The sequence below is a fragment of the Clostridia bacterium genome (genome assembly GCA_019683875.1).
Classification (GTDB): domain Bacteria; phylum Bacillota; class Sulfobacillia; order RBS10-35; family Bu92; genus Bu92.
In genome coordinates this window covers 1-25,418 of record JADGHN010000005.1, presented here as the reverse complement: position 1 = coordinate 25,418, position 25,418 = coordinate 1, and the positions used below count along the sequence as shown (strand labels likewise).

The following is a 25,418-nucleotide window of genomic DNA, read 5'->3' as shown; positions in this document are numbered from 1 at the left end:
CGGTGACCAGGAAGGGGACCTGAGCCATTGCGCATGCGTAGCCATTTGCGCCGGGCGGCCGCCCTGGCCGCGGCCATGGCGCTGGCGCCTGTCGCGACCGCCCACGGCAGCCCCGTCCAGGCGTACCGGGTCCATGCCGTGAGGGCGGGCGACACGCTATCGGAGATCGCCGCCCGGTACGGGGTGTCGGTGAAGGCGCTGGCGGCGGCGAATCACCTGGCGAACGTCAACCTCCTTCGCGTGGGACAGGAACTGCTCGTTCCGCTCGAGGCCGGCGGGGCCACCCGGGAAACGGCCCGGCTCGCGGCCGGGACGGCCAGGGCGGCCTCCAGTATACAGCGGGCGATGGCCGCGTCATACACGGTGCGCCCCGGGGATACGCTTGCGGCCATCGCGGCGCGATTTCACACCAGTGTGCGCGAGCTGGCGCGCTTGAACGGGATCGCCGATCCTGACCGGTTGAGCGCCGGTCAACAGTTGACGGTGCTCACCTCGGGTGGAGACCTCCGCGCGGCGTCGCTGACGCGGATCCTCTCTCCCGTCTTCCAGTGGCCCCTGCGTGGCGTGATCAGCTCCGCGTTCGGTCCGCGATGGGGCCGGATGCACGAGGGCATCGACATCGCCGCACCGTACGGCGTACCGATCCGCGCGGCGGCGCCCGGCGTCGTGGTGCGCGCCGGCTGGGAATCCGGCTACGGGCGCGTCGTGGTGCTGCGCCACTCGTTCGGCCTCGTGACGGTGTACGGTCACGCTTCGCGACTTCTGGTGAAGGAAGGGGAGGCCGTGGCCATGGGCCAGCCGCTTGCCCTCGTGGGCCAGTCCGGCGACGCCACCGGACCGCACCTTCACTTCGAGATCCGCATCGCCGGCACGGCCGAGAATCCCCTGCCGTTTCTGCGCTCCAGCGCGGACGGCGCTCCGTCCGAGGCGGACCAGCCCGTCGCGTTCACGGTTGGACGATGAGCTCCCCCTTCATGCCCTGCTCGTAATGGCCGGGCTCGTGGCAGGAGAACTCGAAGCGCCCGGTCTTGTCGGCGCTGAACACGACGGTGACGACCTGGCCGGGCTCGATGTCGGCGATCTCGAAATTGTAGCCGTCGAGCTCGAACTCGTGGGTCTCCTCGCCCACGTTCTTCAACACCAGACGGACGCGCTCGCCGCGCTGAACCGTGATCTCGGCGGGTCGAAAGCGGTGCTCCGAGAGCAGGATCGTGTACTCGACGACGTTCGCGCCGGGGGCGAGGACGGCCGCCGCGCGCGGGGCGGGCGGCGCGAGCCATCGTGCGGCACCGAGCAGCACGAGAACGGCGGCCGCCCCGAACCATACTCGCCGGTCCATGTCCGCGATCTCCCTTCCCTCGATCGGCTCGATCTGGGAAAGGAGATGTTTCCGCGCGGCGAAGCATGCACGCGCGCGGTCAGGAATTGTCGTTGAGATCCTGCAACGCGGATTCCAGCTCTTCGGGTTTGAACCCCTGGATCACGCGCCCGCCGATGACGGTGACCGGAGCCCGCTCCAACCCCATGGCGCGCATCTCCTGGCGCCGGTTCTCCTCGACATCGATGTCGAAATCGACAAAGGGCACGCCGCGGCCGGAGAGCCAGGACTTGACCCGGATCGACTCCGCGTCGCCGGTCGCGCTGTACAATTGAACCTGCCGATCGCGTGTGCGCCGCACTCCGCAGCCCTCCTCGCCCGCCTAGTTTGCGGCGCGCAGGCGTGCGATCATGCGAAGCGCGTGCTATCATCGTCAACGTCGGCGGACCGTGCGCGGCGGCGTCACCACACAGATTTCGTGCGGGCGTGGCGGAACGGCAGACGCGCTAGACTTAGGATCTAGTGGGCTTGTCCCGTGAGAGTTCAAATCTCTCCGCCCGCACCATCGCTTTTTCAGGAGGATTCCCATTGAACGCGACTGTCGAACGTCTGGAAAACCACCGCGTCGCCCTGGAAGTTGAAGTCGGGCCGGAGGCGGTGGATCGCGCCCTCGAGAAGGCCTACCGCAAGCTCGTCAAGCGCGTGACCATCCCCGGCTTCCGGAAGGGAAAGGCTCCGCGGTCCATCTTCGAACGCTACGTCGGCCGCGCCGCGCTCTGGGACGAGGCGCTCGACGAGATCGTCACGAACGCGTACCTGGAAGCCGTCCAAGAGACGGGCATCGAGCCGATCGACCAGCCGACGATCGACCTGAAACCGGATTTCGACGCCAACCGCGTCGCCTTCCGGGCCGAAGTCCTCGTCAAGCCGGAGGTCGCGCTTGGAGACTACCGCTCGTTGCGCCTCGCCCCAGAGCCGGTCGCGGTCACGGAGGAGGACGTCGACCAAGCGCTCGAGCGGCTCCGCGAGCAGCGGGCGGAACTCGTCGCGGTCGAGGACGAGCGCCCCGTGCAGAACGGGGACTTCGTCGTCATCGACTTCCAGGGCCGGCTCGCGGACGGTTCGCCCATCGAACGCGGGTCCGCCGAGGGGTATATGGTGGAGATCGGCTCCGGCCAGCTGATCGACGGCATCGAAGAGGGGATCGTGGGGATGCGCGTCGACGAGACGCGGGAGATCCCGGCAAAATTCCCGGAAGATTACGGCGTGTCGGAACTGGCCGGCAAGGACGCCGTCTTTACAGTGACGGTGCGGGAGATCAAACAGCGTCGACTTCCGGAGCTCAGTGACGACTTCGCCCGCGAGGTGGGCGAGTACGGCTCACTAGAGGAGTTGCGCGCGGAGCTGAAGAATAGCCTCGAGCGATCGGCGCGGGAGCGCGCGGAGCGGGAGTTCCGCGAGCGGCTGGTGGAGCGCGTCGTCGAGCAATCATCGGTCGACCTGCCGGGCGTGCTCGTCGAACGGCGCGTCGCGCAGTTGCGGGAGTCGTTCGAGCGCCAGCTCGCCGAGCGGGGACTCACGCTGGACGCGTACCTCAACGCTTCGGAAACGTCTCCGGAGGCGTTTGAGGACGACCTGCGCCGGCAGGCGGAGAAGGACGTCAAGACGGAACTGGTTCTCGATGCGTTGGCCAAGGCCGAGGGCATCGAGGTCGACGCCGAAGAGTTGCGCGACGAGGTGGAGCGCATCGCCCGCGCGTACGGGTCCTCCGCAGGGAGAGTGCGCCAGCTGATCCTCCGAAATCCGGATAATCTGGCCGACGTGCGCGCATCCTTGCGGGTGCGCCGTGCCATTGACAGGCTCGCTCAGATCGCAGGGGGAGCGGCTGCGGCGCCTGGCGAGGGCGCCGGGGAGCCGGCTTAAACGCCGCAAGGAGGTTGGCCGATGGCGCAGTTCGACGAAGACGTGCGCGAGCGCATCGCGCGTGCCCAGCACCTCGTGCCCATCGTCGTGGAGCAGACGAGCCGCGGTGAGCGCGCCTACGACATCTACTCACGGCTGCTCAAGGACCGCATCGTGTTCATCGGCACGCCCATCGACGACACGGTCGCGAACATTGTCGTCGCCCAGCTTCTGTTCCTGGAAACGGAAGATCCGGAGCGCGACGTCTCCGTCTACATCAATTCGCCCGGCGGCGCCATCGATGCCGGCCTCGCCATCTACGACACGATGCAGTACATCAAGCCGGACGTGTCGACGATCTGCGTGGGCATGGCGGCGAGCATGGCGGCCGTGCTGCTGGCCGGCGGCACGAAGGGCAAGCGTTACGCTTTGCCCAATTCGCGTATCATGATTCACCAGCCTTGGGGAGGATTCCAAGGGCAGGCGACGGACATCAAGATCGCCGCCGAGGAGATCCTAAAGTTGCGCGAGCGGTTGAACCGGATCCTGTCGCAGCACACCGGCCAGCCGCTGGAGCGCGTGGAGAAGGACACCGACCGGGACTTCTGGATGTCGGCGGAGCAGGCCAAGGAGTACGGCATCATCGACGACGTGACCAAGCCGCGCAAGCCGGCCGGCGAATAAGGAGGGGGTGTCGGCGTTGTTCAACAAGTTCACCGACGAAAAGGGTCCCCTCAAGTGCTCGTTCTGCGGCAAGCATCAGGACCAGGTGAAGCGCCTGATCGCGGGTCCGGGCGTGTACATCTGTGACGAGTGCGTGGAGCTGTGCACGGACATCATCGAAGAGGAACTCCATGACGACGCGGAGCTGGACCTCAAGGACATCCCCAAGCCGCGCCAGATCAAGGAGATCCTGGACCAGTACGTCATCGGGCAGGAGCGGGCGAAGAAGATCCTGTCCGTGGCCGTGTACAACCACTACAAGCGTGTGAACTCGGACGGCAAGGTCGACGATGTCGAGCTGCAGAAGAGCAACATCCTCCTGCTGGGTCCCACCGGCAGCGGGAAGACGCTCCTCGCGCAGACCCTCGCGCGTATCCTCAACGTTCCGTTCGCCATCGCCGACGCCACGTCGCTCACGGAAGCCGGGTATGTGGGCGAGGACGTCGAGAACATCCTCCTGAAGCTGATCCAGGCGGCCGACTACGACATCGAAAAGGCGGAGCGCGGCATCGTCTACATCGACGAGGTCGACAAGATCGCCCGGAAGTCGGAGAACCCCTCGATCACGCGGGACGTGTCGGGCGAAGGCGTGCAACAGGCTCTCCTGAAGATCCTGGAGGGGACCATCGCCAGCGTGCCCCCGCAGGGCGGGCGCAAGCACCCGCACCAGGAGTTCATCCAGATCGACACGACGAACATCCTGTTCATCTGCGGCGGCGCCTTCGACGGCCTGGAGAAGATCATCCAGTCGCGCATCGGGCGCAAGACGATCGGCTTCGGCTCGGAGCTGGTCACGCGGGACCACAAGGACGTCGGGGAGATCCTCGCGCAGGTCATGCCGGAGGACCTGCTCAAGTTCGGGCTCATCCCGGAGTTCATCGGGCGGTTGCCGGTCGTGGCCACGCTGGAGGCGCTGGACGAGGATGCGCTCGTGCGGATCCTGACCGAGCCGAAGAACGCGCTCGTCAAGCAGTACCAGAAGTTCCTGCAGATCGACGGCATCGAGCTCGAGTTCGAGCCGGGCGCCCTGCGCGCCATCGCGCGCAAGGCGCTGGAACGGAAGACGGGCGCGCGGGGGTTGCGGGCGATCATCGAGGACATCATGCTGGACGTCATGTACGACGTGCCGTCGCGCAACGACGTGTTGAAGTGCATCGTGACGGAGAGCACGGTCCTCGAAGGCGCGGAACCGAAACTGGTCTTCAAGAAGCGGAAGAAGGAAGAGACGGCGTAAGACGAGTCTCGGCTGGGAGGCGCCCGCAGGGGCGCCTCTCTGGTTCAGGGACGCCACTCCCACTCCTGCGAGGTTTTCCCGTCCGGCTACCTCCCCACCCGGTGGAGATACTAGACCCACGGGTGAGGGGGCGTAAGCCGATGTCCATCGGTGCACTGATCACGCTGATCCAAGTGTTTTTCGCCATCGTCATCGGGCTCTACTTCTGGAACCTTCTGCGGAGCCAGCAGGGCAGCAAGGTCGTCGTGCAGCGCGAGTCCAGGAAGGAGCTCGAACGCCTCCAGAAGCTCCGCGCCATCAGCCTCACGGAACCGCTGGCGGAGCGCACCCGGCCGAGCTCGTTCTCGGAGATCGTCGGGCAGGCCGAGGGGTTGAAGGCGCTGCGCGCCGCCCTGTGCGGCCCGAATCCGCAGCACGTCATCATCTACGGCCCTCCCGGCGTCGGCAAGACGGCGGCCGCGCGCCTTGTGCTCGAAGAAGCCAAACGCAACCCGCAATCGCCGTTCACGGAAGACGCGAAGTTCGTCGAGGTGGACGCCACCACGGCGCGCTTCGACGAGCGCGGCATCGCCGACCCGCTCATCGGTTCCGTGCACGATCCGATCTATCAGGGCGCAGGTCCGCTGGGCATGTCGGGCATCCCGCAGCCGAAGCCGGGCGCCGTGACGAAGGCGCATGGCGGCATCCTCTTTCTGGACGAGATCGGCGAACTGCACCCGGTGCAGATGAACAAGCTGCTGAAGGTCCTGGAGGACCGCAAGGTCTTTCTCGAAAGCGCGTACTACAGCCCGGAAGATCCCAACGTCCCGAAACACATCAAGGACATGTTCGACAACGGCCTGCCCGCCGACTTCCGACTCGTGGGCGCCACCACGCGGACGCCCGAGGAGATCCCGCCGGCGATCCGTTCCCGCTGCGTGGAGATCTTCTTCCGGCCGCTGACGTCCGAGGAGATCGGGCGCATCGCGGCCCGAGCGGCCGAGAAGATCGGATACCCGCTCGACGACGACGGTTTGCGCGTCATCCGCCAGTTCGCGACGAACGGCCGCGACGCCGTGAACATGGTCCAGATCGCGGCCGGGCTGGCCATCGCCGATCGCCGCGACCGCATCACGGTGGAGGACGTGGAGTGGGTCGTCAACACGGGGCAGTACACGCCGCGCCCGGACCGGCGCGTGGCGGACCGGCCGCAGGTCGGCGTGGCCCACGGGCTTGCGGTGACGGGGCCGAACGTCGGCATCCTCATCGAGGTCGAAGCCGTCGCCAACCCGGTGAGGCCTGGACAGGGGCGCATGACGGTGACGGGCGTCATCGAAGAGGAGGAGATGGGCCGGCCGGGCCACACGGTACGCCGCAAGAGCATGGCGCGCGGCTCCGTCGACAACGTCCTGACGGCCTTGCGGCGCTACCTTGACCAGGATCCGCGCGACTACGACATCCACGTGAACTTTCCGGGCGGCATCCCCATCGACGGCCCTTCGGCGGGCGTCACGATGGCGGCGGCCGTCTACTCGGCGATCACGGAGAAGCCGCTGGAGCCCACCGTGGCCATGACAGGGGAACTCTCGATCCGCGGCCTGGTCCGGCCGGTGGGCGGCGTCATGGCCAAAATCGAGGCCGCGCGCCGCGCGGGCGCCAAGACCGTGCTGATCCCTGCCGACAACTGGCAGGCCCTGTTCAAGCAGTACAAGGACATCGACATTGTGCCGGTCAAGACGTTCGGGCAGGTGCTGCGGCGTGCGCTCGCCCAGGAAGCGGCCGAGCCCGGTGCGGCCTACGAGGAGCCGGCGTCCGTGGCGGCCGCCGCGCCGGTGGCGGAGCCGTCGACGGCCGCGGGCGCAAGTCCCGGCGAAGGCGGGGCCGACTGACGAGCCCCCGGCCACTCACCTATGAGCATTCCGGCGAGGACGCAGGCGCCGCCCAGCAGGGTGATCGCCGTCCAGGTTTCCCCCCAGAATGCCCACGCGAAGATGAGGCTGAACACGGGTTCGCAGGTGAAGATGAGCGCGGCGTGCGAGGGCGTGGTGTAGCGCTGCGCGACGGTCTGCACGAGGTTGCCTGCCGCGGTGACGACGAGCCCGCAGACGGCCAGCGCCCACCACGCGACGGGCGTCCAACGTCCGGCCGCGGCGCCGGTGAGCAGGCAGCCGGTGCCGCTCGCGGCGGCGGCGACCGCCGTTTCCACGAAGGCCAGCAGGATGGGGTCGGTTCGCCGCGCGTAGCGGTCGATCACCAGGACTTGCAGGGCGAAGGCGAGCGTGCAGAGCAGGACGAGCATGTCGCCGGTGCGCACGGCCCCCGCGCCGGGGTTGGTGAGCAGGAACAGGCCGGCCGTGGCGAGGGCCACGCCCGCCCAGATGCGTGCCGGCGGACGTTTTCCCATGAGCGCCTGCAACACGGGAACGAGCACGACCGAAAGGCCCGTGAGAAACCCGGCCCGCGCCGGGGTGGTGTCCACAAGGCCCCAGGTCTGCAGGGCGAAGCCGGCGAACAGCAGGAGCCCCGCGGCGGCTCCGGCGGTCGCGTCGAGCGGCCGCAACCGGTGGCGCCGGGCGAGCGCGAACGGCAGGAGCGCCAGGGCTCCAAGGCTGAATCGGGCGAAAAGAAACGAAAGCGGCGCAAGCGTCGCGACTGCGCCCTTCACGAGGACGAAGGTGGCGCCCCACACGAACGTGAGGGCCAGCAGGAGGGCGTCCGCTTGCCAGGGTTTCAAGGCGACGGCTCGCATGGCATATCCATCGTACCAGCCGCGGCGGCAGCCCACCATGCAGGACTTTGGACCGGGGCACCGAATGACCGCGGCAACGACCACCGGAGCCCCCGTTGCATGTCGCGCGGTGTGTCGCGAGGGAACGCGGCCCAGACGGGCGAGGGCCACGTTCAAAGCGGGAAAGAGGTGGCACGCGGATGGCGGGCAAGGCCAAGGGGGGCAAGCCCGGCGCGAAGTCCAGCGCCAAGGGCGGCAAGAAGGGCAAGTGACGACGTCGTCATCCGCAGGGCTCGGCGCCGCGCACAGAGGCGGCGCCGAGCCGCGTCCGGGCGGCCTTCGCCCGAGCAGGCGAAAATTGCATAAAGGGAACGCCTTCTCCAGCCCGAACCCCTTGTTGGTCGTGAAAGACAAGGGGTGTCGCGTTGGAAGGCGGAGACACGGTCATCTTGCGGAAACTGGGCACGCTGGATCGCGCCCGGATTTGCGAGTGGTTGAGTGACTCAGACATCCGAAGATGGTTTGGCGACCGGGCGGCGCCCAGGTCCGGGCCCTGCACCCGGGCCTGGGGCATCTGGCGGGTGAGCCCGGCGGCGGGAGCGGAACTGATCGGCTGGGTGGAGCTCCGCGACATCAACCGCCGTGCCGCCAGCGCGGAGTTGTGCATCTGCATCGGCTGCAAGGAACTGTGGGGCCGCGGCTACGGGACGGCGGCGATCCTTCAGACGGTGCACCTCGCGTTCGAGCGTCTCAAGCTTCGCGAACTCTACCTTCGCGTGGGCGTGGACAACGCGCGGGCGATCCGCGCGTATTTCAAGTGCGGATTTCGCGCGGAAGGCATCTTGCGCGCGGGACGCCATGCCGTCCTCGGCATGAAGGATCATCTCCTGATGAGCCTGCGGCGCGGGCAATCAAGGGCTCTGGCGCTTGACAGCCTCGACCGCCATTCGTAGCATGATTCGCAACAGCATCGCGCCGTTGACGGGAAGGGAGCCTTCCGGCGCGCCCAGAGAGGGAAACCCGGCGGCTGCAAGGTTTCCCGCGCAACACCGGCAGGCTCCGTCGTCCCGGAGGCGCCGTGCCGAACCTCGCGTCGGACCCGCCAGGGGATGTGAGGCGTAGGCGCGGCCGGCTCGCGGCCGTTATCCCGCCCCGAGTGCCCGGGTGTCCCCCGGGAACAAAGGTGGTACCGCGGAACTCCGCCCTTTGGGTGGAGTTTTTCTTTTTTGGAAGTCCGAAGGAGGTTGAACCCGATGGTGAAGCCGGCGAGCGAGTTTCATCGCGAGGCCCTGCCCACCGCGTATGATCCGCGTGCCGTGGAGCAGCGCCGTTACGAGGTCTGGGAGCGCGCGGGCTACTTCCGCGGCGAGATCGACCCGAACCGGGAGCCCTTCTGCATCGTCATGCCGCCGCCCAACGTCACCGGGCGCCTGCACATCGGCCACGCGCTCGACAACACCCTGCAGGACATCCTCATCCGCTGGCACCGCATGCGCGGCGACGCCACGCTGTGGCAACCGGGCACCGACCACGCCGGCATCGCCACGCAGGCCGTCGTCGAGCGGCGCTTGCGCGAGGAGGGGCTCACGCGCCACGAGCTTGGCCGCGAGCGTTTCCTGGAGCGCGTGTGGGCGTGGAAGGACGAGTATGAGGCCAACATCGTCGAACAGCTGAAGCGTCTCGGCGCCTCGGCGGACTGGTCGCGCCTGCGCTTCACCATGGACGAGGGCCTCAGCCGCGCTGTGGCCGAGGTCTTCGTCCGGTACTACGAGCGCGGCCTCATCTACCGCGGCGACTACATCGTGAACTGGTGCCCGGAGTGCCGCACGGCGATCTCGGACCTCGAGGTCAACCACGAGGAGGAGCAGGGCCACCTCTGGACGGTGCGCTACCCGGTGGTGGGCGGCGGGGAGATCCGCGTGGCCACGACGCGGCCCGAGACGATGCTCGGCGACACCGCCGTGGCCGTGCACCCGGAGGACGAGCGCTACCGCCACCTTGTCGGGCGCGAGGCGGAGCTGCCGCTCGTCGGCCGGCGCATCCCCATCGTGGCCGACGAGGCCGTCGATCGCGAATTCGGCACGGGCGCCGTCAAGGTGACGCCGTTCCACGATCCGACCGACTTTGAAATCGGGCAGCGACACGGTCTCCCGGCCATCCAGGTCATCGGCGAGGATGGACGGATGACGGCGCAGGCCGGCGAGGCCTACGCGGGGCTCGCTCGCGAGGAGGCCCGCAAGCGGGTGGTCGCGGACCTGGAGAGGGGCGGCTTCCTCGTCGCGGTGACGCCGCTCACGCACGCCGTGGGGCACTGTGACCGTTGCGACACCGTGGTCGAGCCGCTCGTGTCCCGGCAGTGGTTCCTGCGCATGAAGCCGCTTGCCGAGCCGGCGATCCGCGCGGTCACGGAGGGCCGCATCCGCATCGTGCCGGAGCGCTTCACGCGCGTGTACCTGCACTGGATGGAGAACATCCGCGACTGGTGCATCTCCAGGCAGCTGTGGTGGGGCCACCGCATCCCGGCCTTCACGTGCCAGAGCTGCGGCGAGCTTCAGGTGGCTGTCGACCGGCCGGAGCGGTGCCGGAAGTGCGGCGCGCCGGGGGACCGGCTGGCGCAGGACGAGGACGTGCTCGACACATGGTTCAGCTCGGCGCTGTGGCCGTTCTCGACGCTCGGCTGGCCCGACGACACGCCGGAGTTGCGCTACTTCTACCCGACGTCCGTGCTCGTCACGGGGTACGACATCCTCTTCTTCTGGGTTGCCCGGATGATCATGTCCGGTCTCGCCTTCATGGGCGACGTGCCGTTCCGGACGGTGGTCCTGCACGGGCTGGTGAGGGACGGCGAGGGCCGCAAGATGTCGAAGTCGCGCGGCAACGTCGTCGATCCCATGGACGTCATCGAAGCGTATGGCGCGGATGTGCTGCGCTTCACGCTGATCGCGGGCAACGCGCCGGGGAACGACCAGCGCTTCAGCGACGAGCGCGTCGAGGCGAGCCGCAACTTCGCGAACAAGATCTGGAACGCGGCGCGTTTCGCGCTGCTGAACCTCGAAGGCTTCGACCCCGGCCCCGCGCGCGCCTGGCTGGAAGCGGGCCTGCGCGAGGACGACCGCCCGGCCGGCCACGCGCCCGCCGAGGTCGCGGACCGCTGGATCCTGCACCGGCTGAACCAGGCCTGCGCGGACTGCGACCGCTTCCTCGGCCGCTTCGAGTTCGGGGAAGCCGCCCGGACGCTGTACGACTTCATCTGGAGCGAGTTCTGCGACTGGTACCTGGAAGCGGTGAAGCCGCGCCTCTACGGCCGCGAAGGCGAGGACGCGCGGCGCACCGCGCAACTCGTGCTGTGGGCCGTGCTGGAGCGAGCCCTGCGCCTCCTACACCCGATGATGCCGTTCATCACGGACGAGCTCTGGACACACCTGCCGGGGACGGGCGAAAGCGCGATGGTGGCGGAATATCCGCGACCCGTGGACGCGTGGTGGGACGAGGACTCGGCGGAAGCCATGGAGTTGACCAAGGACGTGGTCCGGGCCGTGCGCAACCTGCGCACGGAGGCCGGAGTGGAACCGGGCCGCGACGTGCGCGTGGTGATCGTCGCCGGGGATGCGGAGCGGCTGTTGCGCCTCGGGGATCGGTATCTCCGCCTCGCGCGGGTGAGCGAGTGGAGCTTCGCCGGCGAGCCGCCCGCGGAGCCGGCGTCGTCGGCGGTGGCGCGAGCGGTGCAGGTCTTCCTGCCGCTGCGCGGTCTCCTCGACGTGGCCCGGGAGCGGGAGCGGCTTGAGAAGGCGCGCGCCGAGGCACGGGCGCAGCTTGAACGGGTCGAGGCCCGCCTGGCGAAACCGGGCTACCGTGAGAAGGCTCCCGCGGAGGTCGTGGCCCGCGACGAGCAGCGCGCCGCCGAACTGAGGGAGACGTTGCGGGCGCTCGACGAGCGCGAGACGCAATTGCGCGCGCTCGAGTGATCCGGCCTCCAAAGCCCCCGAACGGGGGCTTTTTTTCTTTGGCTCCGAACCATTCTCGTTGGCAAAGGCGAAGGATTTGGGCATGGCGCGTGGAAAATTGTGGAAGTCAATGCCATGCCAAGGAAGGGGAAGATGATTGCCGGCAATCGCGGTAATATTGTACGGTTGTGGACATAATAAGCGCATGGTACACTTTCTCCGCCTGAGGGGAGGATGCGCGCGTGCGCGCGGGACGGCGGACCCCGTGGGGTTACATGCTGCTCTTCTTCATCGTCGGCGTGTTTGCGGGCAACGCGATCGGGCGGGCGCTCGCCGGCACGCTGCCCGCGGTGGCCAAGGCATCTTCGCTCGGCTTCGCGCCCACGTCGTTGAACCTCCTCGATTTCATCCGCATCACGCTCGGCTTTCACGTCTCGATCAACGTGCTGGGCGCCTTGGGTGGGCTCCTCGCGGTGATCTTGGCCCGTCGTTACCTGTAGGAGGCGGACGGCCGTGACCGCGCAGCGCATCTGGCTGGCCTCCGCTTCACCCCGCCGGCAGGCGATCTTGCGCCAGTTGGGCATCGCGTTCGAGACGGCATCACCGCAGGTGGACGAGGACGCGATCACGGCCGCGAGTCCCGAGCAGCTCGCCCTTGCGCGCGCTCGGGCAAAGGCTCGGGACGTCGCGCGGCGCGTGGGTCCTGAAGGGTTCGTCATCGGCGCGGACACGGTGGTCGTTCTTGAGGGCGAGATCCTCGGCAAGCCGGCCGACGCCGCGGACGCCGTCCGGATGCTGGAGCGGCTCAGCGGGCGGCGACACTCGGTCATCACGGGCGTGTGCATCGTGCGCAAGCCCGACGGGCGCGAACACGCGTACACCGAGCGCGCCGAGGTCGATTTCGCCGCGCTGGACCGTCCGACAGCCGTCGCGTACGTGTCGAGCGGCGAGCCGCTCGACAAGGCCGGCGCCTACGCCGCGCAGGGTCTGGGCGCGGCGTTCGTGAAGCGGATCGAGGGATCGTTCTTTACGGTGGTCGGGTTGCCGACCGCGTCGCTTGTCGAGGCGTTGCGCGAACTCGGCTGGACCGGGTTTCTCGCGGGCTTTGACCGTGCGGGGGCCCACGCCCGATGAGCTCGCTGGCGACCCAGCCGAAGCCGGTGCGTATGAAGCAACTGCCGCCGGAGGCGCGCCCGCGGGAACGGTTGCTGAACCACGGGCCTCAGGCCCTTTCGGTGACGGAATTGCTCGCATTGCTGCTGGACACAGGCCACCCCCGGGCCGGCGCCAGCGCGCTGGATCTCGCGGGGCAACTGCTGGCTCACTTGCGCCAGCGGCACCAGACGGCCGCATTGGCGGCAATTTCGACGGCATCGTTAGAGGAAATCCGCGATGTGCCGGGAATTGGACCGGCGAAAGCAGCGCGGTTGCTGGCGGCCGTGGAACTGGGACGGCGCCTGGCCGAGTCCAAACCGGCGAGGGTCTCCGTCGAGCGCCCGGAGGACGTCGTCCGCTGGCTGCGCCCGCGCATGCGTGATTACGACCGCGAACACTTTGTCGTGGTGTGGCTGGACACCAAGCACCACGTGCTCGGCCACGAGACGGTGTCCGTCGGCAGCCTGGACGCCGCGCTCGCGCACCCTCGGGAAGTGTTCAAGGGGGCCGTGTTGCGGAGCGCCGCGGCCGTCATCCTCGCCCACAATCACCCGAGTGGCGACCCCACTCCCAGCGGCGAGGACATCGAGCTGACGTACCGCCTGGCGGAGGCCGGCCGGCTGTTGGGCATCGAGGTGCTGGACCACATCGTCATCGGCGATCACCGATTCGTCAGCTTGCGCGAACGAGGCGTCCGGTTTTAGGGCGTCGCCGGCAAAGGTCACGGGGAGGCAAAGGAAGGCAAATGGCGTTTCTGGATCTGTTCCGCAACGACATGGGCATCGACCTCGGCACGGCGAACACTCTGGTCTACGTGCGCGGCCGCGGCATCGTCCTGCAGGAGCCGTCGGTCGTGGCCATCCGCGCGGAGACGAAGCAGCCTCTGGCCGTCGGTAACGAAGCGAAGCGCATGATCGGCCGCACGCCGGGTAGCATCGTCGCCATCCGCCCGATGAAGGACGGGGTCATCGCCGACTTTGAAATCACGCAGACGATGCTCCAGTACTTCATTCAGAAGGCGCTGCCCAAGCGCGCCGTGTTCCGCCATCCGCGGGTGATCGTCTCGGTTCCTTCGGGCATCACTGAGGTCGAGAAGCGCGCCGTCTACGACGCGGCGAAGCAGGCGGGCGCGCGGGAGGCGTACCTGATCGAGGAGCCCATGGCGGCGGCGATCGGCGCCGGGCTGCCCGTGCATGAGCCGACCGGCAACATGGTCGTCGACATCGGCGGCGGGACCACGGAAGTCGCGATCGTCTCCCTCGGCGGCATCGTGACGCACCGGTCGGTGCGCATCGCCGGCGACGAGTGCGACGAAGCCATCGTGAACTACGTGAAGCGCACGTACAACCTCCTCATCGGCGAGCGCACGGCGGAGGAAGTGAAGCTGACGATCGGCTCGGCCTATCCTTCGCACGACGACGCGACCATGGAGATCCGCGGCCGTGACCTGGTCACGGGCCTCCCGAAGACGATCACGCTCACGGCCGAGGAGGTCCGCCATGCGCTTGAGGACCCGATCTCCGGCATCATCGAGGCTGTGAAGGTCACGCTGGAGCGCACGCCGCCCGAACTGGCGGCCGACATCATGGACCGCGGCATCGTGCTGACCGGAGGCGGCTCGCTGCTGCGCGGCTTCGACCGCCGCCTCAGCGAGGAGACGGGCATGCCCGTGATCATCGCGGAGGATCCGCTGCTGTGCGTCGTCAAGGGAACCGGCCGCTTCCTCGACGAAATCGAAAACGTGAAGCACCTTTTGATCACGGCGAAGAAGATCGGTTGACAGCATGAGTCCCTTCTGGCGCAATGGCCGCTTCTGGGCGGCATTGTTGCTGGTGCTCGGCCTGCTCTCCCTGGCGTTGTACACGGGCCGGGCGCGTCCCGCGGTGCTGGAGGCGCGCGGTTGGTGGATCCGCGTCACGGCACCGGTCTTCCGCCTCGTCGACCGCGGCGCGTACGCGGTGACGAACGCGGCCGACACCCTTGTGCGCTGGAAGGACCTCCCCGGCGAGAATGCGCGTTTGCGCAAGGAGAACGAGAAGCTCCGCCAGCTGGCGATCGAGAACGAGGAGTTGCGGCAGGAGAACGCGCGCCTCCGCGAGCTTTTGGACCTGCGCCAGCGACCGCCGGGGTACGCTGTCGAAGGCGGCCTGGTCGCGGCCGTCATCGGCCGTCTTCCCGAACGATGGTACGACGAGATCGTGGTCGACCGCGGCGCCGCGGACGGCGTGGTCCGCGGCATGCCCGTGGTGACGGCCGACGGTCTCGTGGGACGCGTCTCGCAGGTCATGCCGCACCAGGCCGTGGTGCTTCTGCTGACGAACCCGGACAGCGGCGTGGGCGCCCTCGTGCAGCGCGAGACCTCCCGGTCCTACGGCATCGTGCTCGGCGCGGCCGGCACGCAGAGCCGGTCGCGGATGACGTTTTTCTCAAGGGACGCCGACGCGGTGCCGGGCGACATCGTCGTGACCTCGGGCCTCGGCGGCCAGTTCCCGAAAGGCATCCCGGTCGGCACGGTCACGCGGGTCGACCGCTCCCAGGACGGCCTCGTGGAGACCGCGGAGCTGCAGCCGGCCGCCGACTTGAACCGGCTCGAATGGGTGCTGCTGGTGCCGATCTCGGAGGGCGCGTCGCAGTGAAGACGAGGCGCGGCTGGGGCTGGCTCGTCGCGGTGTGTTTCGCGGCGTACACGCTGCAGGTGACCCTCGCCGAGGTGCTCCGCGCCGGCCCCGCCTGGCCGGATTTCTGCCTGGCCGTCGTCATGTTCGCCGCGATGCGCAGCGGCGGTCGCGTCGCCGGCTGGTGCGGCCTCGGGCTGGGGCTCGCCGTCGACGCGTTCGCCGGCCGCTGGCTCGGGTTCCACTCGCTGGTGTGGGGCGCCGTCGGGTACGCCTTCGGCCGCCTGTCCGCCCCGTTTGACGAGCGCAACCGTCTCGTGGCCTTCGTGGGGACGGGCCTCGGCGCGGCCCTGGCGTGGGTGATGGAGGCGGCGTTCGTCGCGTCGCAGGTGCGCGGCGCCGACGCCGTCTCGGTGTTGGCGCAGCTGGTGCCGCACGCCGTCGGGACGGCGGCGCTGGTCGCCGCGGTGGCGCCCTACGACCTCGGCCTCCCGCCGCGCGCACAGGCGGAGCACGACAGGATGGCCACGATTCGCCTGTGGCTGTAGTCTCTGGCTGGAGAGGAGGCCTTCGTTGGACGAGGAACCTCGCCCCTGGGCCGGATCGGTGCGGCGCCTGATCGCCCTGGCCGTCATCATCGGGTGCGTGCTGGGAGGGCGACTGGCGCAGCTTCAGCTTGCGCAGCACGCCGTCTGGGCGCAACAGGCGCGCGACCAGATCGTCCGCGAGCTGACCCTGCCCGCTCCGCGCGGCGAGATCCTCGACCGCAACGGCACGGTGCTGGCCACCGACCGGCCGGCGTGGACGGCCTATCTCGTGTACACGAGTCACCCCATGGGCGAGGACGGCATCCGGCTGCTGAGCGACATCCTGTCGCTGGACCCGGCTGCGGTGCGCCGCGCGATCGACTCGCTGCGCCCTTCGCCGTTCACCCGTCCCTTCGAGCCGGTGCTGCTGAAGATGGACCTCACGCCACTGGAGCAGGTTCGCCTGGCGGAGAATCTGGACCGCCTTCCGGGCGTGCTGATGCGCGCCGCCCCCATGCGCACCTATCCCGGCATCGAGACGGCGCCCGATCTTGGTGGGACGCTCGCCGCCCACGTGCTGGGATACGTCTATCCCGGCGGCAAGACCGGCATCGAGAACACGTATGACGGCCCTCTGCACGTGGACGGCCGCACGATTCTCGGCCTCGCCGGCATCGACGGCAAGGAGCGCGTGCAGGTCGACTTCCGCGGCCGCCCGATCGCGGGCGCGCCGGTGTACACGGAGCCGGCCGTGCCCGGCAACAACGTGCGCCTCACGATCGACGCCAACCTGCAGGCCGTCGCGGAACGCGCCCTCCGGCAGCGGATGGATTACCTCCGCACGACGACGAGCAATGGCCACCATCCCCCGGCCAAGATCGGCGCGGTCGTCGTGGAGGACGTCAACACCGGCGCCATCCTCGCCATGGCCAGCCAGCCGACGTTCGATCCCAACGTCTTCGCCCGCACGGCGGGCTACACGCCGGACAGTCCCGGCTGGGCCGAGTTCACGAAGGCGTACAACGCCTACACGGCGGATCCGACGCTCGGCACGCTGAGCAACCACGCCCTCACGTACCGGAGCTCGACCGGCTCCACGTTCAAGCCGATCACCGCCCTCGCCGCGCTGGCCTCCGGCACGGTGACGCCCGCGACGAGGATCCCGGACCCCGGCTACTTCCGCCTCGGCAACTGGATGTGGAAGGACTGGAAGCCGGGGGGCCACGGCGCGCCCAACCTCGTCGAGGCCCTCGCGCGGTCGTGCGACGTGTACTTCTACACCGTCGGGTTGCGGACGGGCATCGACGAGATCGCGAAGATGGCCAAGGAGTTCGGCCTCGGCGACCGGTCGGGGCTGAAGGACCTGCCGGGCGAGGTCAAGCCGACCCTCGCCAGCCGCGAGTACAAGAAGAGCGTGTATCCCAAGCAGCCCTGGTTGCCCGGCGACACGGTCAACGCCGCCATCGGCCAGGGCTACAACGGGTTCACGCCCATCCAGCTCGTGAACTACATCGCCACCCTCGCCAACGGCGGAACGCGGTACCGCCCGTACCTGGTGAAGGACGTCGAGTCGCCCGACGGCCGGGTGTTGTGGGAGCAGAAGCCGGAGGTCCTCGGCAAGGTCGACGTTCCGGAGGCCGACCTGGCGGTCGTGCGCGAGGGCATGCGCGCCGTGGCGTCGTACAATCCGAACTTCCGCGGCGTCGACTCGCCGTACGGCACGGCCTATTCCTACTTCGCCGACCTGCCGAGGATCAGCCAGGAACGGCTCGGCCACGCCATCGAGGTCGGCGCCAAGACGGGCACGGCCGAAGTGGCCGGCCACGCCGTGTCCGACGGCTGGTTCGTCGCGTTCGCCCCGTACGACCACCCCCAGATCGCCGTCGCCGTGCTGATCTCCGAATCGGGCGGCGGCAGCGTGGCGGGCGGCCCGGTGGCGCGGGCCATCATCGACGCGTACTTCGGCCTGCCCATCACGCCCGTGGCCCCCAACGTCGTGACAGGGCCCCCCTTGGTCGGACGCTGATCCGGACGGCGTCCGACTCCCGCCGACCCCATTCTTCGTCGATGTCGATCGGACGCGAGCGATTCCGCCGCCATGTCGGGCGATTCGTTGAAGGGACGCCTTTCCAAGTGGCGAATACGTGGACGAGCTTGGAGGGAGAGCATGTCCGGCGATCCCATCACGCTCCGAAAGGGCCGGAGCGGACTCGTCATCCGGCTCTCCGAAGACGGCGACTTCCACATGCTGTGCGAGCGTCTGGAAGCGGAACTGGCGAACATGCGCCCGGCGTACGTGGGCTCCGCCGTCACGATCGACGTCGGCTCGCGCCTCCTGACGACAAACCAGCTCCTGGAGCTCGAGGCGATCGTCAACCGCTACGTCGGGGTGCGCATCGTACAGATCATCGACAGCGCCGGGACGGGCTGGCCGGAAACGGCGGGGGACGCCGGCGCGGCGCCGGCCGAGGGCGGGCGCGGCGGCCTCGCCGACCTGCCCCCTGAGCGGATTCCGCTGAGGCGGCATGCTCCTGCGGCCTCGCCTTCCTACGCCGAGGGAGAGCCGGCGCAGCTGGTCCGCCGCACCGTCCGTTCGGGCCAGCGCATTGTCTCGGCCGGGCACGTGGTGGTGCTCGGCGACGTCAACCCCGGTGCGGAAGTCGTCGCCGGCGGGGACATCATCGTCATGGGGTGCCTCCGCGGGCTCGCCCATGCCGGTGCGAAGGGGGACGAAACGGCCGTCATCGCCGCCATCCGGCTTCAACCGATGCAGCTGCGCATCGCGAACCACATCAGCCGCCCGCCGGACGATGACGCGCACGCGGACATGGGCCCGGAGGTGGCTCGCGTGCGCGACGGCGTGATCGTCATCGAGTCGTACCACGGCCTGTTCACGGGCGTGGCCATGTGAGACGGGCGGAACGTCGATAGGAGGTTTCAGTCGTTGGGGATTGCGATCGTGATCACGTCGGGCAAGGGTGGGGTCGGGAAGACGACGACGTCCGCGAACGTGGGCAGCGCGCTCGCCGCGGCCGGCAAGAGCGTGGCGCTCGTCGACGCCGACATCGGGTTGCGGAACCTTGACCTTGTCCTGGGGCTGGAGAACCGGATCGTCTACGACCTGGTCGACGTCGTCGAGGGTTACGCCAAGCTGCGCCAGGCGCTGATCCGCGACAAGCGCTTCGACAACCTGTACCTCCTGCCGGCCGCCCAGACCAAGGACAAGACGGCCGTCTCGCCGGACCAGATGCGGCAGCTCGTCGCGGAGTTGAAGGCGGAGTTCGACTTCGTCCTCGTCGACTGTCCCGCCGGCATCGAACAGGGGTTCAAGAACGCCGTCGCCGGAGCCGACCAGGCCGTCATCGTCACCACGCCGGAGGTCGCCGCGGTGCGGGACGCCGACCGCATCATCGGGCTCCTTGAGGCGGAGGGGATCCGGGATCCGCGCCTCGTCATCAACCGCCTGCGGCCACAGATGGTGAAGCGCGGGGACATGATGGAGATCGAGGACATCCTCGACATCCTCGCGATCGGACTGCTCGGCGTGGTTCCGGAGGACGAGTACATCGTCGTGTCCACGAACCGTGGGGAGCCGGCCGCGCTCAGCCGCGAGTCGAAGGCCGGCAACGCCTACCGGGACATCGCCCGCAGGCTGATGGGAGAAGAGGTGCCGATGGCCGTGTACGATCAGCAGCCCTCTCTGCTCGGCCGCCTGCGCCGGTTGTGGGGCGGAGTTTGATGGCGACGCTCATGCAGCGCTTGTTTGGCGACCGCGGCCAACGGAGCAAGGACGTCGCGAAAGAGCGGCTGCGGCTGGTCCTCGTGCATGACCGCGCGAGCGTGGCGCCCAATCTGGTGGCCACCCTGAAGGAGGACATCCTCCAGGTCCTGCGGAGGTACATGGAGATCGACGAGGACAGCATGGAGCTGGACCTGAGCCGCCAGGACGACTCGGTCGCGCTCGTGGCCAGCATTCCGGTGCGGCGGTTGAAGCGCGGCGTCTGACATGCGCCACGCCGGCCAAGCGGAGCCCCGACCGCTCAGCGAGGTCGACGTCGCCCTCTTTGTGCCTCCTCGCGTGCTGGAGCGGGGTCGCGACTACCTCCTCCTCGGGCGGGTAGGGGATCTCGTCCGCCACGGGTCTCTCATCGCGGGGCGGGTGGAGGGGAGCGACGTCTACGTCGTCACCGCCGACCTGTCCGGGGAGCGCCCGGCGACCGCCTGCACCTGCCCCCTCCGTTCCCAGCCCTGCAAGCACGCCGCCGCCCTGCTCCTCAGCTGGGCGCAGGCTCCCTCGCGCTTCACCGACCTGGCGGCGCTCGCGGCCGCGCTGCGCGCCCGGCCAGGCGCGCTAGAAGACGCGCTCGCTCGCGCGTTTGCCGGGGCCGAGGCGCCAAGCCTCGATCCCTTCCTGCAGGCGGCCGTCGGCGCCGGTGCGCCGGCCGGCCTGACGTGGGACGCGGTGCCGATCGACGCCATCCTGGACGAGCCGCCCGACCTGCCGGGCGATGCCGCGGATGAGCTCTGGTCGCGTTGCGCCGAGCGCGTCGCCGGCGCCGCGGCGGAGGCGCCGGCCTCCACGGCCGCGCGCCTCGAGACGGTCTGGCGGTGGGCGTCGCTGGCCCTGTGGGCGCGGCGTGCGCCGGGCATCGGATCGACCCGAACGCGCGAAGCCGTCCTGCGGACGCTGGACGCACTCGGAGCGGCAGCCGAAAGCGGCGCGCGTGACGGGACCTCGGCGCGGCGCCTGCGGGCCTTTGACCGCGTGGCGCAGCTCGCGTCCGCGTTGGAACGCCGGGAGTACGGGGACATGTTGCGGCTGCTGCGGGCCGCATGGCGCATCCTTCCGGGGGAGGCGGCGGAGCGCTGGTCGGCGGTGGCCGGGCGCGCCGCGGCGGAAGCCCGCTGGGCGGAGCTGAACGGCCAACCCGAACGCCGTGCCGCACGCGCGGCGGCCGCCCGCGCGTGGGCTGCCGGCTGGATCGAAGCCGGGCAGCCGGAGCGGGCCGCGGCCGTCTGGGAGGTCCACGCCGACTTGGACGAGGCCAGCGAAGGCCGCGTGCGGGCCTGGGTCGCGGCGGGGGATTGGGCGCGGGCGCGGGACGCGGCGCGCGCCGGGCTCGAACGCGCGGCACCGTCGATGGTGCCGTGGTTCCGGCGCCAGCTGGCGCTGGCGCTCATGCGGCTCGGCCGTCCGGCGGAAGCGGCGCCGTACTTCGCCGCGAACTTCGAGGAGACGCCGACCGTGCGCGCGTACCGCGACCTGCGCGCCGCCCTGCAGGCTGCGGGCGGATGGACGGAGGCGGCGCGGGCGGCGGCCGAGCGGCTCGCGGCCGCGAACTGGCCTGAGACGGAGGGGGCTGTCGGGCGTGTGTCGCGCTGGCGCGCCGTGGCCGAGGTCATCGCCGAGGACGCCCCGCTCCTGGCGCTGCGCTTTCTGGCCGCGGCCATCGCGGCGCTGAGGCGGGCGGGCGACGGCGCGGAGGCGGACGCGCTTCGCGCGCTCGGCGAGCGCATCGCGGACGCGGGTGGCGAGCCGCGACGCCGCGCGTGGCTGCGAATGACGGGCGAGCCGCCCCGGTGAGGGCGGCTCGCGCAGGTTTCCGAGGTGGATGGCCGCAGCGCTGTCAGCCGACGATGAACGGCGCCAGCAGGAGCGCCACGATGTTGATGATCTTGATCATCGGGTTGATCGCCGGGCCGGCCGTATCCTTGAACGGATCGCCGACGGTGTCGCCCGTGACCGCGGCCGCATGGGCCTCCGTGCCCTTGCCGCCGTGGTGGCCTTCCTCGATGTACTTCTTCGCGTTGTCCCAGGCGGCGCCGCCGCTCGTCATCTGGATGGCGAGGAAGAGGCCCGTCACGATGGACCCCACGAGCGCGCCACCCAGGGCCACGGGCCCGAAGATGAGGCCGATGATGACCGGCGACAGCACCGGGATCAGGGCGGGCAGGATCATCTCACGGATGGCCGCACGGGTGACGATGTCGACCGTGCGGGCGTAGTCCGGCTTGGCCTTGCCCTCCATGATGCCCTTGATCTCGCGGAACTGGCGGCGCACTTCCTTCACGACCTCGCCGGCCGCGCGACCGACGGCTTCCATCGAGTACGCGGCGAAGAGGAAGGGCAGGATGCCGCCCAGGAACAGGCCGATCAGCACGTACGGGTCACTGAGGTTGAACGTGAAGGTCTTGCCGCTGGCGTTGCGCGCCAGCTCCTCCACGTAGGAGCTGAACAGCACCACGGCCGCGAGGCCCGCCGAAGCGATCGCGTACCCCTTGGTCACCGCCTTGGTGGTGTTTCCGACGGCGTCGAGGGTGTCCGTCACCTCGCGGACGCTGTCCGGGAGGCCCGACATCTCGGCGATGCCGCCGGCGTTGTCGGTGATCGGCCCGAACGCGTCGAGCGTGACGATAATGCCCGCCAGCGACAGCATGGCCATGGCCGCCACGCCCACGCCGTAGACGCCGGCGAAGTGGTAGGAGAAGAGGATGCCGAGCACCACGACCACGACCGGCAGCGCCGTCGCCTTCAGACCGACGGCCAGGCCCGTGATGATGTTCGTGGCGTGCCCGGTCTCCGAAGCCTTCGCGATGGAGCGGACGGGGGCGTAGCGCGTGCCCGTGTAGTACTCCGTCAGCATGATGATGGCGACGGTGACGAGGATCCCGACGACCGAGGACCAGAAGAGCGCCATCGGACCGCCCGGAATGGTCTCGCTCACCCAGCTCATGAGGGCGTTCGACGCGAAGTAGAACCCGACGACGCCCAGGACGGCGGCCACGGCCACGCCCGTGTAGAGCGCGTTCGTCACGCGGCCGCTGGCGTTCGACGTGCGCATGCACATGATGCCGATGATGGACGCGACGACGGCGATGCCGCCCAGCGCGAGCGGGTAGAGAAGCGCCTCGATCCGGCCGTGGAACAGGAGATAGCCGAGCAGCATGGCCGCGACGGCCGTGACGGCGTAGGTTTCGAACAGGTCCGCGGCCATGCCGGCGTCGTCGCCGACGTTGTCGCCGACGTTGTCCGCGATGACGGCCGGGTTGCGCGGGTCATCCTCCGGAATGCCGGCCTCGACCTTGCCCACGAGGTCGGCGCCGACGTCCGCGGCCTTGGTGTAGATGCCGCCGCCGAGGCGCGCGAACGCGCTGATGAGGCTCGCGCCGAAACCGAAGCCGACGAGCAGCGCGGGGTTCTTCGTGATCCACGTGAGGATGGTCACGCCAAGCAGGCCCAAGCCCACGACGAACAGGCCGGTGACGGCGCCGCCGCGGACGGCGACGGCGAGCGCGCCAGGCAGGCCCTGATCCCTCGCCGCTTGGGCGGTGCGCACGTTGGAGCGCACGGCCACGCTCATGCCGATGTAGCCGGCGGATGCCGACAGCGCGGCCCCGATCAAGAAGTACAGCGCCTGGTTCCAGCCCAGGCCGAACCCGAGAATAATGAAGAGAACGGCCGCGACGATGCCGATGGTCTGGTATTGGCGGTTCAAGTAGGCCATGGCGCCCTCGCGGATCGCGTTGGAGATGTTCTGCATCGTCTCCGTGCCGGCTGGGCGGCTGGTGACCCAGCGGATCAGGTAGACGGCGTACACGACCGCGGCCAGGCCGGCGATGAACGGCAGCCAGAAACCCTGTCCACTCAAATAGAACGCCCGGACTTCTTCCAGCGAAGTCCGGCCTCCCCTCCTCCCGAAAAATCGGTTGTAAGGACGTGTAAACCGGTCCAATTATACGGGAGGGGATATGGCGCTTCAACTTCCGCTGGCGTTCGCGGGCGGGCGTGACGGCGCTCGTCGGCGCGGGCCGCAAGTCGCGCCGGTACGGCCGCGCTCGCGCTGATATACTGCAGGCAGGCAGCGAGACGCCTCTGCCGCCGGCGCTTCGATCGAACGACGAGAAACGGGGGTTCCGGGCATCGAACTGCGGCTTTGGCGTCGCGCGGACGCCGGTCTCATCATCCTCGCCCTCCTGCTCATGGCGTTCGGGGTCCTGGCGATCGCCAGCGCGACGAAGTTCGACCTTCACAATCGCGCGACGTGGGGCACCGTGGAGCGCCAGCTCCTATGGGTCGGCTTGGGCCTGGCCTGGATGGTCATCGTCGCTTCCCTCGACTATCACGTGTGGCAGCGCTGGGCGTGGCCTCTCTATGCGTTGGGGCTCGGGTTGCTCGTGCTGGTGCTCGTCGCCGGCGTGTCCTCCCGCGGCGCCGCGCGCTGGGTGAACATCGGGCCGTTCACGCTGCAGCCGTCCGAGTTCATGAAGGTGATCGTCATCGTGGTGCTCGGCTCCTTCTACGCGCCGCGAGAGTGGCTGCTGCGGTCGTGGTCCGGCCTGCCGCTGGCCGCGTGGTGGGTGCTTCCGCCAGCCGCGCTCGTGCTGAAGCAGCCGGACCTGGGCAGCACGCTCGTGCTGTTCGCCATCATGGCCGGGCTGTGGTACCTGGCCGGCATGCCGGGCACGCGCCTCGTGGCGCTCGGGGCTGCGGGCGTGGGGGCCGTCGCGGCCGTCATCTACGCGTTCCTGCACGGCATCATCCCGCAGTCGGCGCTGCCCTTCATTCACGAATATCAGATCAAGCGATTGCTCGTATTTCTGAACCCGGGCGCGGACAAGCTCGGCGCCGGCTATCACGTGTGGCAGTCCATGCTCGCGATCGGCTCCGGGGGCGTCGCGGGGCAGGGCCTGGCCAACGGCGTGCTCAACCAGTACGACTATCTTCCGGAGTCGCAGACCGATTTCATCTTCGCAGTGGTCGGCGAGGACATGGGCTTCATCGGTGCCGTCACGCTGGTCACGCTGCACGTGCTCCTCATCTGGCGCGTGTTCACGATCGCGGCCGCGGCCCGCGACCGCGTCGGCGCGCTCTTCTCAGGCGGGGTCGGCGTGATGCTCATGTTCCAGCTGCTCATCAACGTGGGCATGACCATCGGCATCATGCCCGTGACCGGCATCCCGCTTCCCTTCATCTCGTACGGTGGCTCCTCGCTGATCGCCAACGCGTGGGCCCTCGGCATCGTGCTGTCGGTGGGCATGCGGCGGCACAAGCTGCTCTTCGGGCGCTGACGCTTTCCGCGGAGGGCGGTCCTGAACCGGGCGACGTCGACCGGGCCACTCATACCGTGCGCGCGGAGCTCGTACACATGCCGTGAGGGGTGACGCGGCATGCGGGCACTGCGGCGATGGTGGTACCGGTACCGGGCGGCGGCGCTGAGCCGGCGCCTGGGCCGGCGCCGCCCCCGACCCGCGGGGGCGGTGGGGGGGCGGTGTCTTATAAAAAACACCCAGCC

Annotated in this window: 23 protein-coding genes and 1 tRNA gene; 20 read left to right on the top strand and 4 right to left on the bottom strand. The window is 69.1% G+C overall.

Annotated features, from left to right (window positions below; translation table 11 throughout):
• Nucleotides 1-33 precede the first annotated feature (33 nt).
• Nucleotides 34-963 carry a M23 family metallopeptidase gene (locus IRZ18_00880; protein MBX5475662.1) on the top strand — a complete coding sequence of 310 codons (930 nt, stop codon included), beginning with the start codon at nt 34-36 and terminating at the stop codon, nt 961-963.
• On the opposite strand, the gene IRZ18_00875 is transcribed toward IRZ18_00880, so the two are convergent.
• A complete protein-coding gene (locus IRZ18_00875; protein ID MBX5475661.1) occupies nt 947-1,339 on the bottom strand; it encodes a cupredoxin domain-containing protein in 393 nt (130 codons plus the stop codon). The two genes, IRZ18_00880 and IRZ18_00875, sit on opposite strands and share 17 nt — an antisense overlap.
• 79 nt (nt 1,340-1,418) lie before the next feature.
• Nucleotides 1,419-1,679, bottom strand: coding sequence for a glutaredoxin family protein (locus IRZ18_00870; GenBank protein MBX5475660.1), 261 nt, complete (start codon nt 1,677-1,679; stop codon nt 1,419-1,421).
• Nucleotides 1,680-1,798: 119 nt separating this feature from the next.
• On the opposite strand from IRZ18_00870, the gene IRZ18_00865 reads away from it, so the two are divergent.
• The 5 genes from IRZ18_00865 (at nt 1,799) to lonB (ending at nt 7,045) form a co-directional block, all read left to right on the top strand.
• Nucleotides 1,799-1,883 (top strand) — tRNA-Leu (locus IRZ18_00865).
• Between the two features lie 23 nt (nt 1,884-1,906).
• Complete coding sequence (locus tag IRZ18_00860) at nt 1,907-3,241, top strand: trigger factor (GenBank protein ID MBX5475659.1); 1,335 nt, start codon at nt 1,907-1,909, stop codon at nt 3,239-3,241.
• 21 nt (nt 3,242-3,262) lie between these two features.
• Complete coding sequence (gene clpP, locus IRZ18_00855; protein MBX5475658.1) at nt 3,263-3,904, top strand: ATP-dependent Clp endopeptidase proteolytic subunit ClpP; 642 nt, start codon at nt 3,263-3,265, stop codon at nt 3,902-3,904.
• Nucleotides 3,905-3,920: 16 nt separating this feature from the next.
• The gene (gene clpX / locus IRZ18_00850) at nt 3,921-5,177 is read left to right on the top strand and encodes an ATP-dependent Clp protease ATP-binding subunit ClpX (GenBank protein ID MBX5475657.1); all 1,257 of its coding nucleotides are present in this window, start codon (nt 3,921-3,923) and stop codon (nt 5,175-5,177) included.
• Nucleotides 5,178-5,317: 140 nt separating this feature from the next.
• Entirely contained in the window at nt 5,318-7,045 is a 1,728-nt protein-coding gene (gene lonB, locus IRZ18_00845) for an ATP-dependent protease LonB (protein MBX5475656.1), read from the top strand.
• Here lonB and IRZ18_00840 read toward each other — a convergent pair.
• The gene (locus IRZ18_00840; GenBank protein ID MBX5475655.1) at nt 6,952-7,890 is read right to left on the bottom strand and encodes a DMT family transporter; all 939 of its coding nucleotides are present in this window, start codon (nt 7,888-7,890) and stop codon (nt 6,952-6,954) included. The genes lonB and IRZ18_00840 overlap by 94 nt on opposite strands.
• Before the next feature lie 419 nt (nt 7,891-8,309).
• On the opposite strand from IRZ18_00840, the gene IRZ18_00835 reads away from it, so the two are divergent.
• The 13 genes from IRZ18_00835 (at nt 8,310) to IRZ18_00775 (ending at nt 21,709) form a co-directional block, all read left to right on the top strand.
• The gene (locus IRZ18_00835) at nt 8,310-8,837 is read left to right on the top strand and encodes a GNAT family N-acetyltransferase (GenBank protein ID MBX5475654.1); all 528 of its coding nucleotides are present in this window, start codon (nt 8,310-8,312) and stop codon (nt 8,835-8,837) included.
• A gap of 300 nt (nt 8,838-9,137) precedes the next feature.
• Nucleotides 9,138-11,849: a valine--tRNA ligase gene (locus tag IRZ18_00830; protein ID MBX5475653.1), complete on the top strand. Its 2,712-nt coding sequence runs from the start codon at nt 9,138-9,140 to the stop codon at nt 11,847-11,849.
• A gap of 221 nt (nt 11,850-12,070) precedes the next feature.
• Entirely contained in the window at nt 12,071-12,328 is a 258-nt protein-coding gene (locus IRZ18_00825; GenBank protein MBX5475652.1) for a DUF4321 domain-containing protein, read from the top strand.
• A gap of 13 nt (nt 12,329-12,341) precedes the next feature.
• Complete coding sequence (gene maf, locus IRZ18_00820) at nt 12,342-12,962, top strand: septum formation protein Maf (GenBank protein ID MBX5475651.1); 621 nt, start codon at nt 12,342-12,344, stop codon at nt 12,960-12,962.
• Between the two features lie 32 nt (nt 12,963-12,994).
• Entirely contained in the window at nt 12,995-13,687 is a 693-nt protein-coding gene (gene radC / locus IRZ18_00815; protein MBX5475650.1) for a DNA repair protein RadC, read from the top strand.
• Nucleotides 13,688-13,728: 41 nt separating this feature from the next.
• Nucleotides 13,729-14,763 (top strand): rod shape-determining protein, encoded by a 1,035-nt coding sequence (locus IRZ18_00810; GenBank protein MBX5475649.1) that lies wholly within the window; start codon nt 13,729-13,731, stop codon nt 14,761-14,763.
• A gap of 4 nt (nt 14,764-14,767) precedes the next feature.
• Nucleotides 14,768-15,619: a rod shape-determining protein MreC gene (gene mreC, locus IRZ18_00805; protein ID MBX5475648.1), complete on the top strand. Its 852-nt coding sequence runs from the start codon at nt 14,768-14,770 to the stop codon at nt 15,617-15,619.
• Complete coding sequence (gene mreD / locus IRZ18_00800; protein MBX5475647.1) at nt 15,616-16,146, top strand: rod shape-determining protein MreD; 531 nt, start codon at nt 15,616-15,618, stop codon at nt 16,144-16,146. The genes mreC and mreD overlap by 4 nt, the downstream gene beginning before the upstream one ends.
• Nucleotides 16,147-16,171: 25 nt before the next feature.
• Nucleotides 16,172-18,151 (top strand): penicillin-binding protein 2, encoded by a 1,980-nt coding sequence (gene mrdA, locus IRZ18_00795; GenBank protein ID MBX5475646.1) that lies wholly within the window; start codon nt 16,172-16,174, stop codon nt 18,149-18,151.
• Between the two features lie 141 nt (nt 18,152-18,292).
• Complete coding sequence (minC, locus tag IRZ18_00790) at nt 18,293-19,036, top strand: septum site-determining protein MinC (GenBank protein MBX5475645.1); 744 nt, start codon at nt 18,293-18,295, stop codon at nt 19,034-19,036.
• 33 nt (nt 19,037-19,069) lie between these two features.
• On the top strand, nt 19,070-19,864 hold the full coding sequence (minD, locus tag IRZ18_00785) for a septum site-determining protein MinD (GenBank protein ID MBX5475644.1): 795 nt from the start codon (nt 19,070-19,072) through the stop codon (nt 19,862-19,864).
• Nucleotides 19,864-20,130, top strand: coding sequence for a cell division topological specificity factor MinE (gene minE, locus IRZ18_00780; protein ID MBX5475643.1), 267 nt, complete (start codon nt 19,864-19,866; stop codon nt 20,128-20,130). Before minD ends, minE begins: the two co-directional genes overlap by 1 nt.
• 1 nt (nt 20,131) lies before the next feature.
• Nucleotides 20,132-21,709 carry an SWIM zinc finger family protein gene (locus IRZ18_00775; GenBank protein ID MBX5475642.1) on the top strand — a complete coding sequence of 526 codons (1,578 nt, stop codon included), beginning with the start codon at nt 20,132-20,134 and terminating at the stop codon, nt 21,707-21,709.
• Between the two features lie 43 nt (nt 21,710-21,752).
• Here the strand turns inward: IRZ18_00775 and IRZ18_00770 are convergent, their stop codons facing one another.
• Nucleotides 21,753-23,753: a sodium-translocating pyrophosphatase gene (locus IRZ18_00770; GenBank protein ID MBX5475641.1), complete on the bottom strand. Its 2,001-nt coding sequence runs from the start codon at nt 23,751-23,753 to the stop codon at nt 21,753-21,755.
• A gap of 352 nt (nt 23,754-24,105) precedes the next feature.
• Here IRZ18_00770 and rodA point away from each other — a divergent pair, with 352 nt between their 5' ends.
• On the top strand, nt 24,106-25,194 hold the full coding sequence (gene rodA / locus IRZ18_00765; GenBank protein MBX5475640.1) for a rod shape-determining protein RodA: 1,089 nt from the start codon (nt 24,106-24,108) through the stop codon (nt 25,192-25,194).
• Nucleotides 25,195-25,418 lie beyond the last annotated feature (224 nt).

Coding starts and splice junctions, on each gene's coding strand:
- IRZ18_00880 (MBX5475662.1), top strand. CDS start 34: ATGCGTAGCCATTTGCGCCGGGCGGCCGCCCTGGCCGCGGCCATGGCG.
- IRZ18_00875 (MBX5475661.1), bottom strand. CDS start 1,339: ATGGACCGGCGAGTATGGTTCGGGGCGGCCGCCGTTCTCGTGCTGCTC.
- clpP (MBX5475658.1), top strand. CDS start 3,263: ATGGCGCAGTTCGACGAAGACGTGCGCGAGCGCATCGCGCGTGCCCAG.
- lonB (MBX5475656.1), top strand. CDS start 5,318: ATGTCCATCGGTGCACTGATCACGCTGATCCAAGTGTTTTTCGCCATC.
- IRZ18_00830 (MBX5475653.1), top strand. CDS start 9,138: ATGGTGAAGCCGGCGAGCGAGTTTCATCGCGAGGCCCTGCCCACCGCG.
- radC (MBX5475650.1), top strand. CDS start 12,995: ATGAAGCAACTGCCGCCGGAGGCGCGCCCGCGGGAACGGTTGCTGAAC.
- IRZ18_00810 (MBX5475649.1), top strand. CDS start 13,729: ATGGCGTTTCTGGATCTGTTCCGCAACGACATGGGCATCGACCTCGGC.
- mreC (MBX5475648.1), top strand. CDS start 14,768: ATGAGTCCCTTCTGGCGCAATGGCCGCTTCTGGGCGGCATTGTTGCTG.
- minC (MBX5475645.1), top strand. CDS start 18,293: ATGTCCGGCGATCCCATCACGCTCCGAAAGGGCCGGAGCGGACTCGTC.
- minE (MBX5475643.1), top strand. CDS start 19,864: ATGGCGACGCTCATGCAGCGCTTGTTTGGCGACCGCGGCCAACGGAGC.
- IRZ18_00775 (MBX5475642.1), top strand. CDS start 20,132: ATGCGCCACGCCGGCCAAGCGGAGCCCCGACCGCTCAGCGAGGTCGAC.
- rodA (MBX5475640.1), top strand. CDS start 24,106: ATGGCGTTCGGGGTCCTGGCGATCGCCAGCGCGACGAAGTTCGACCTT.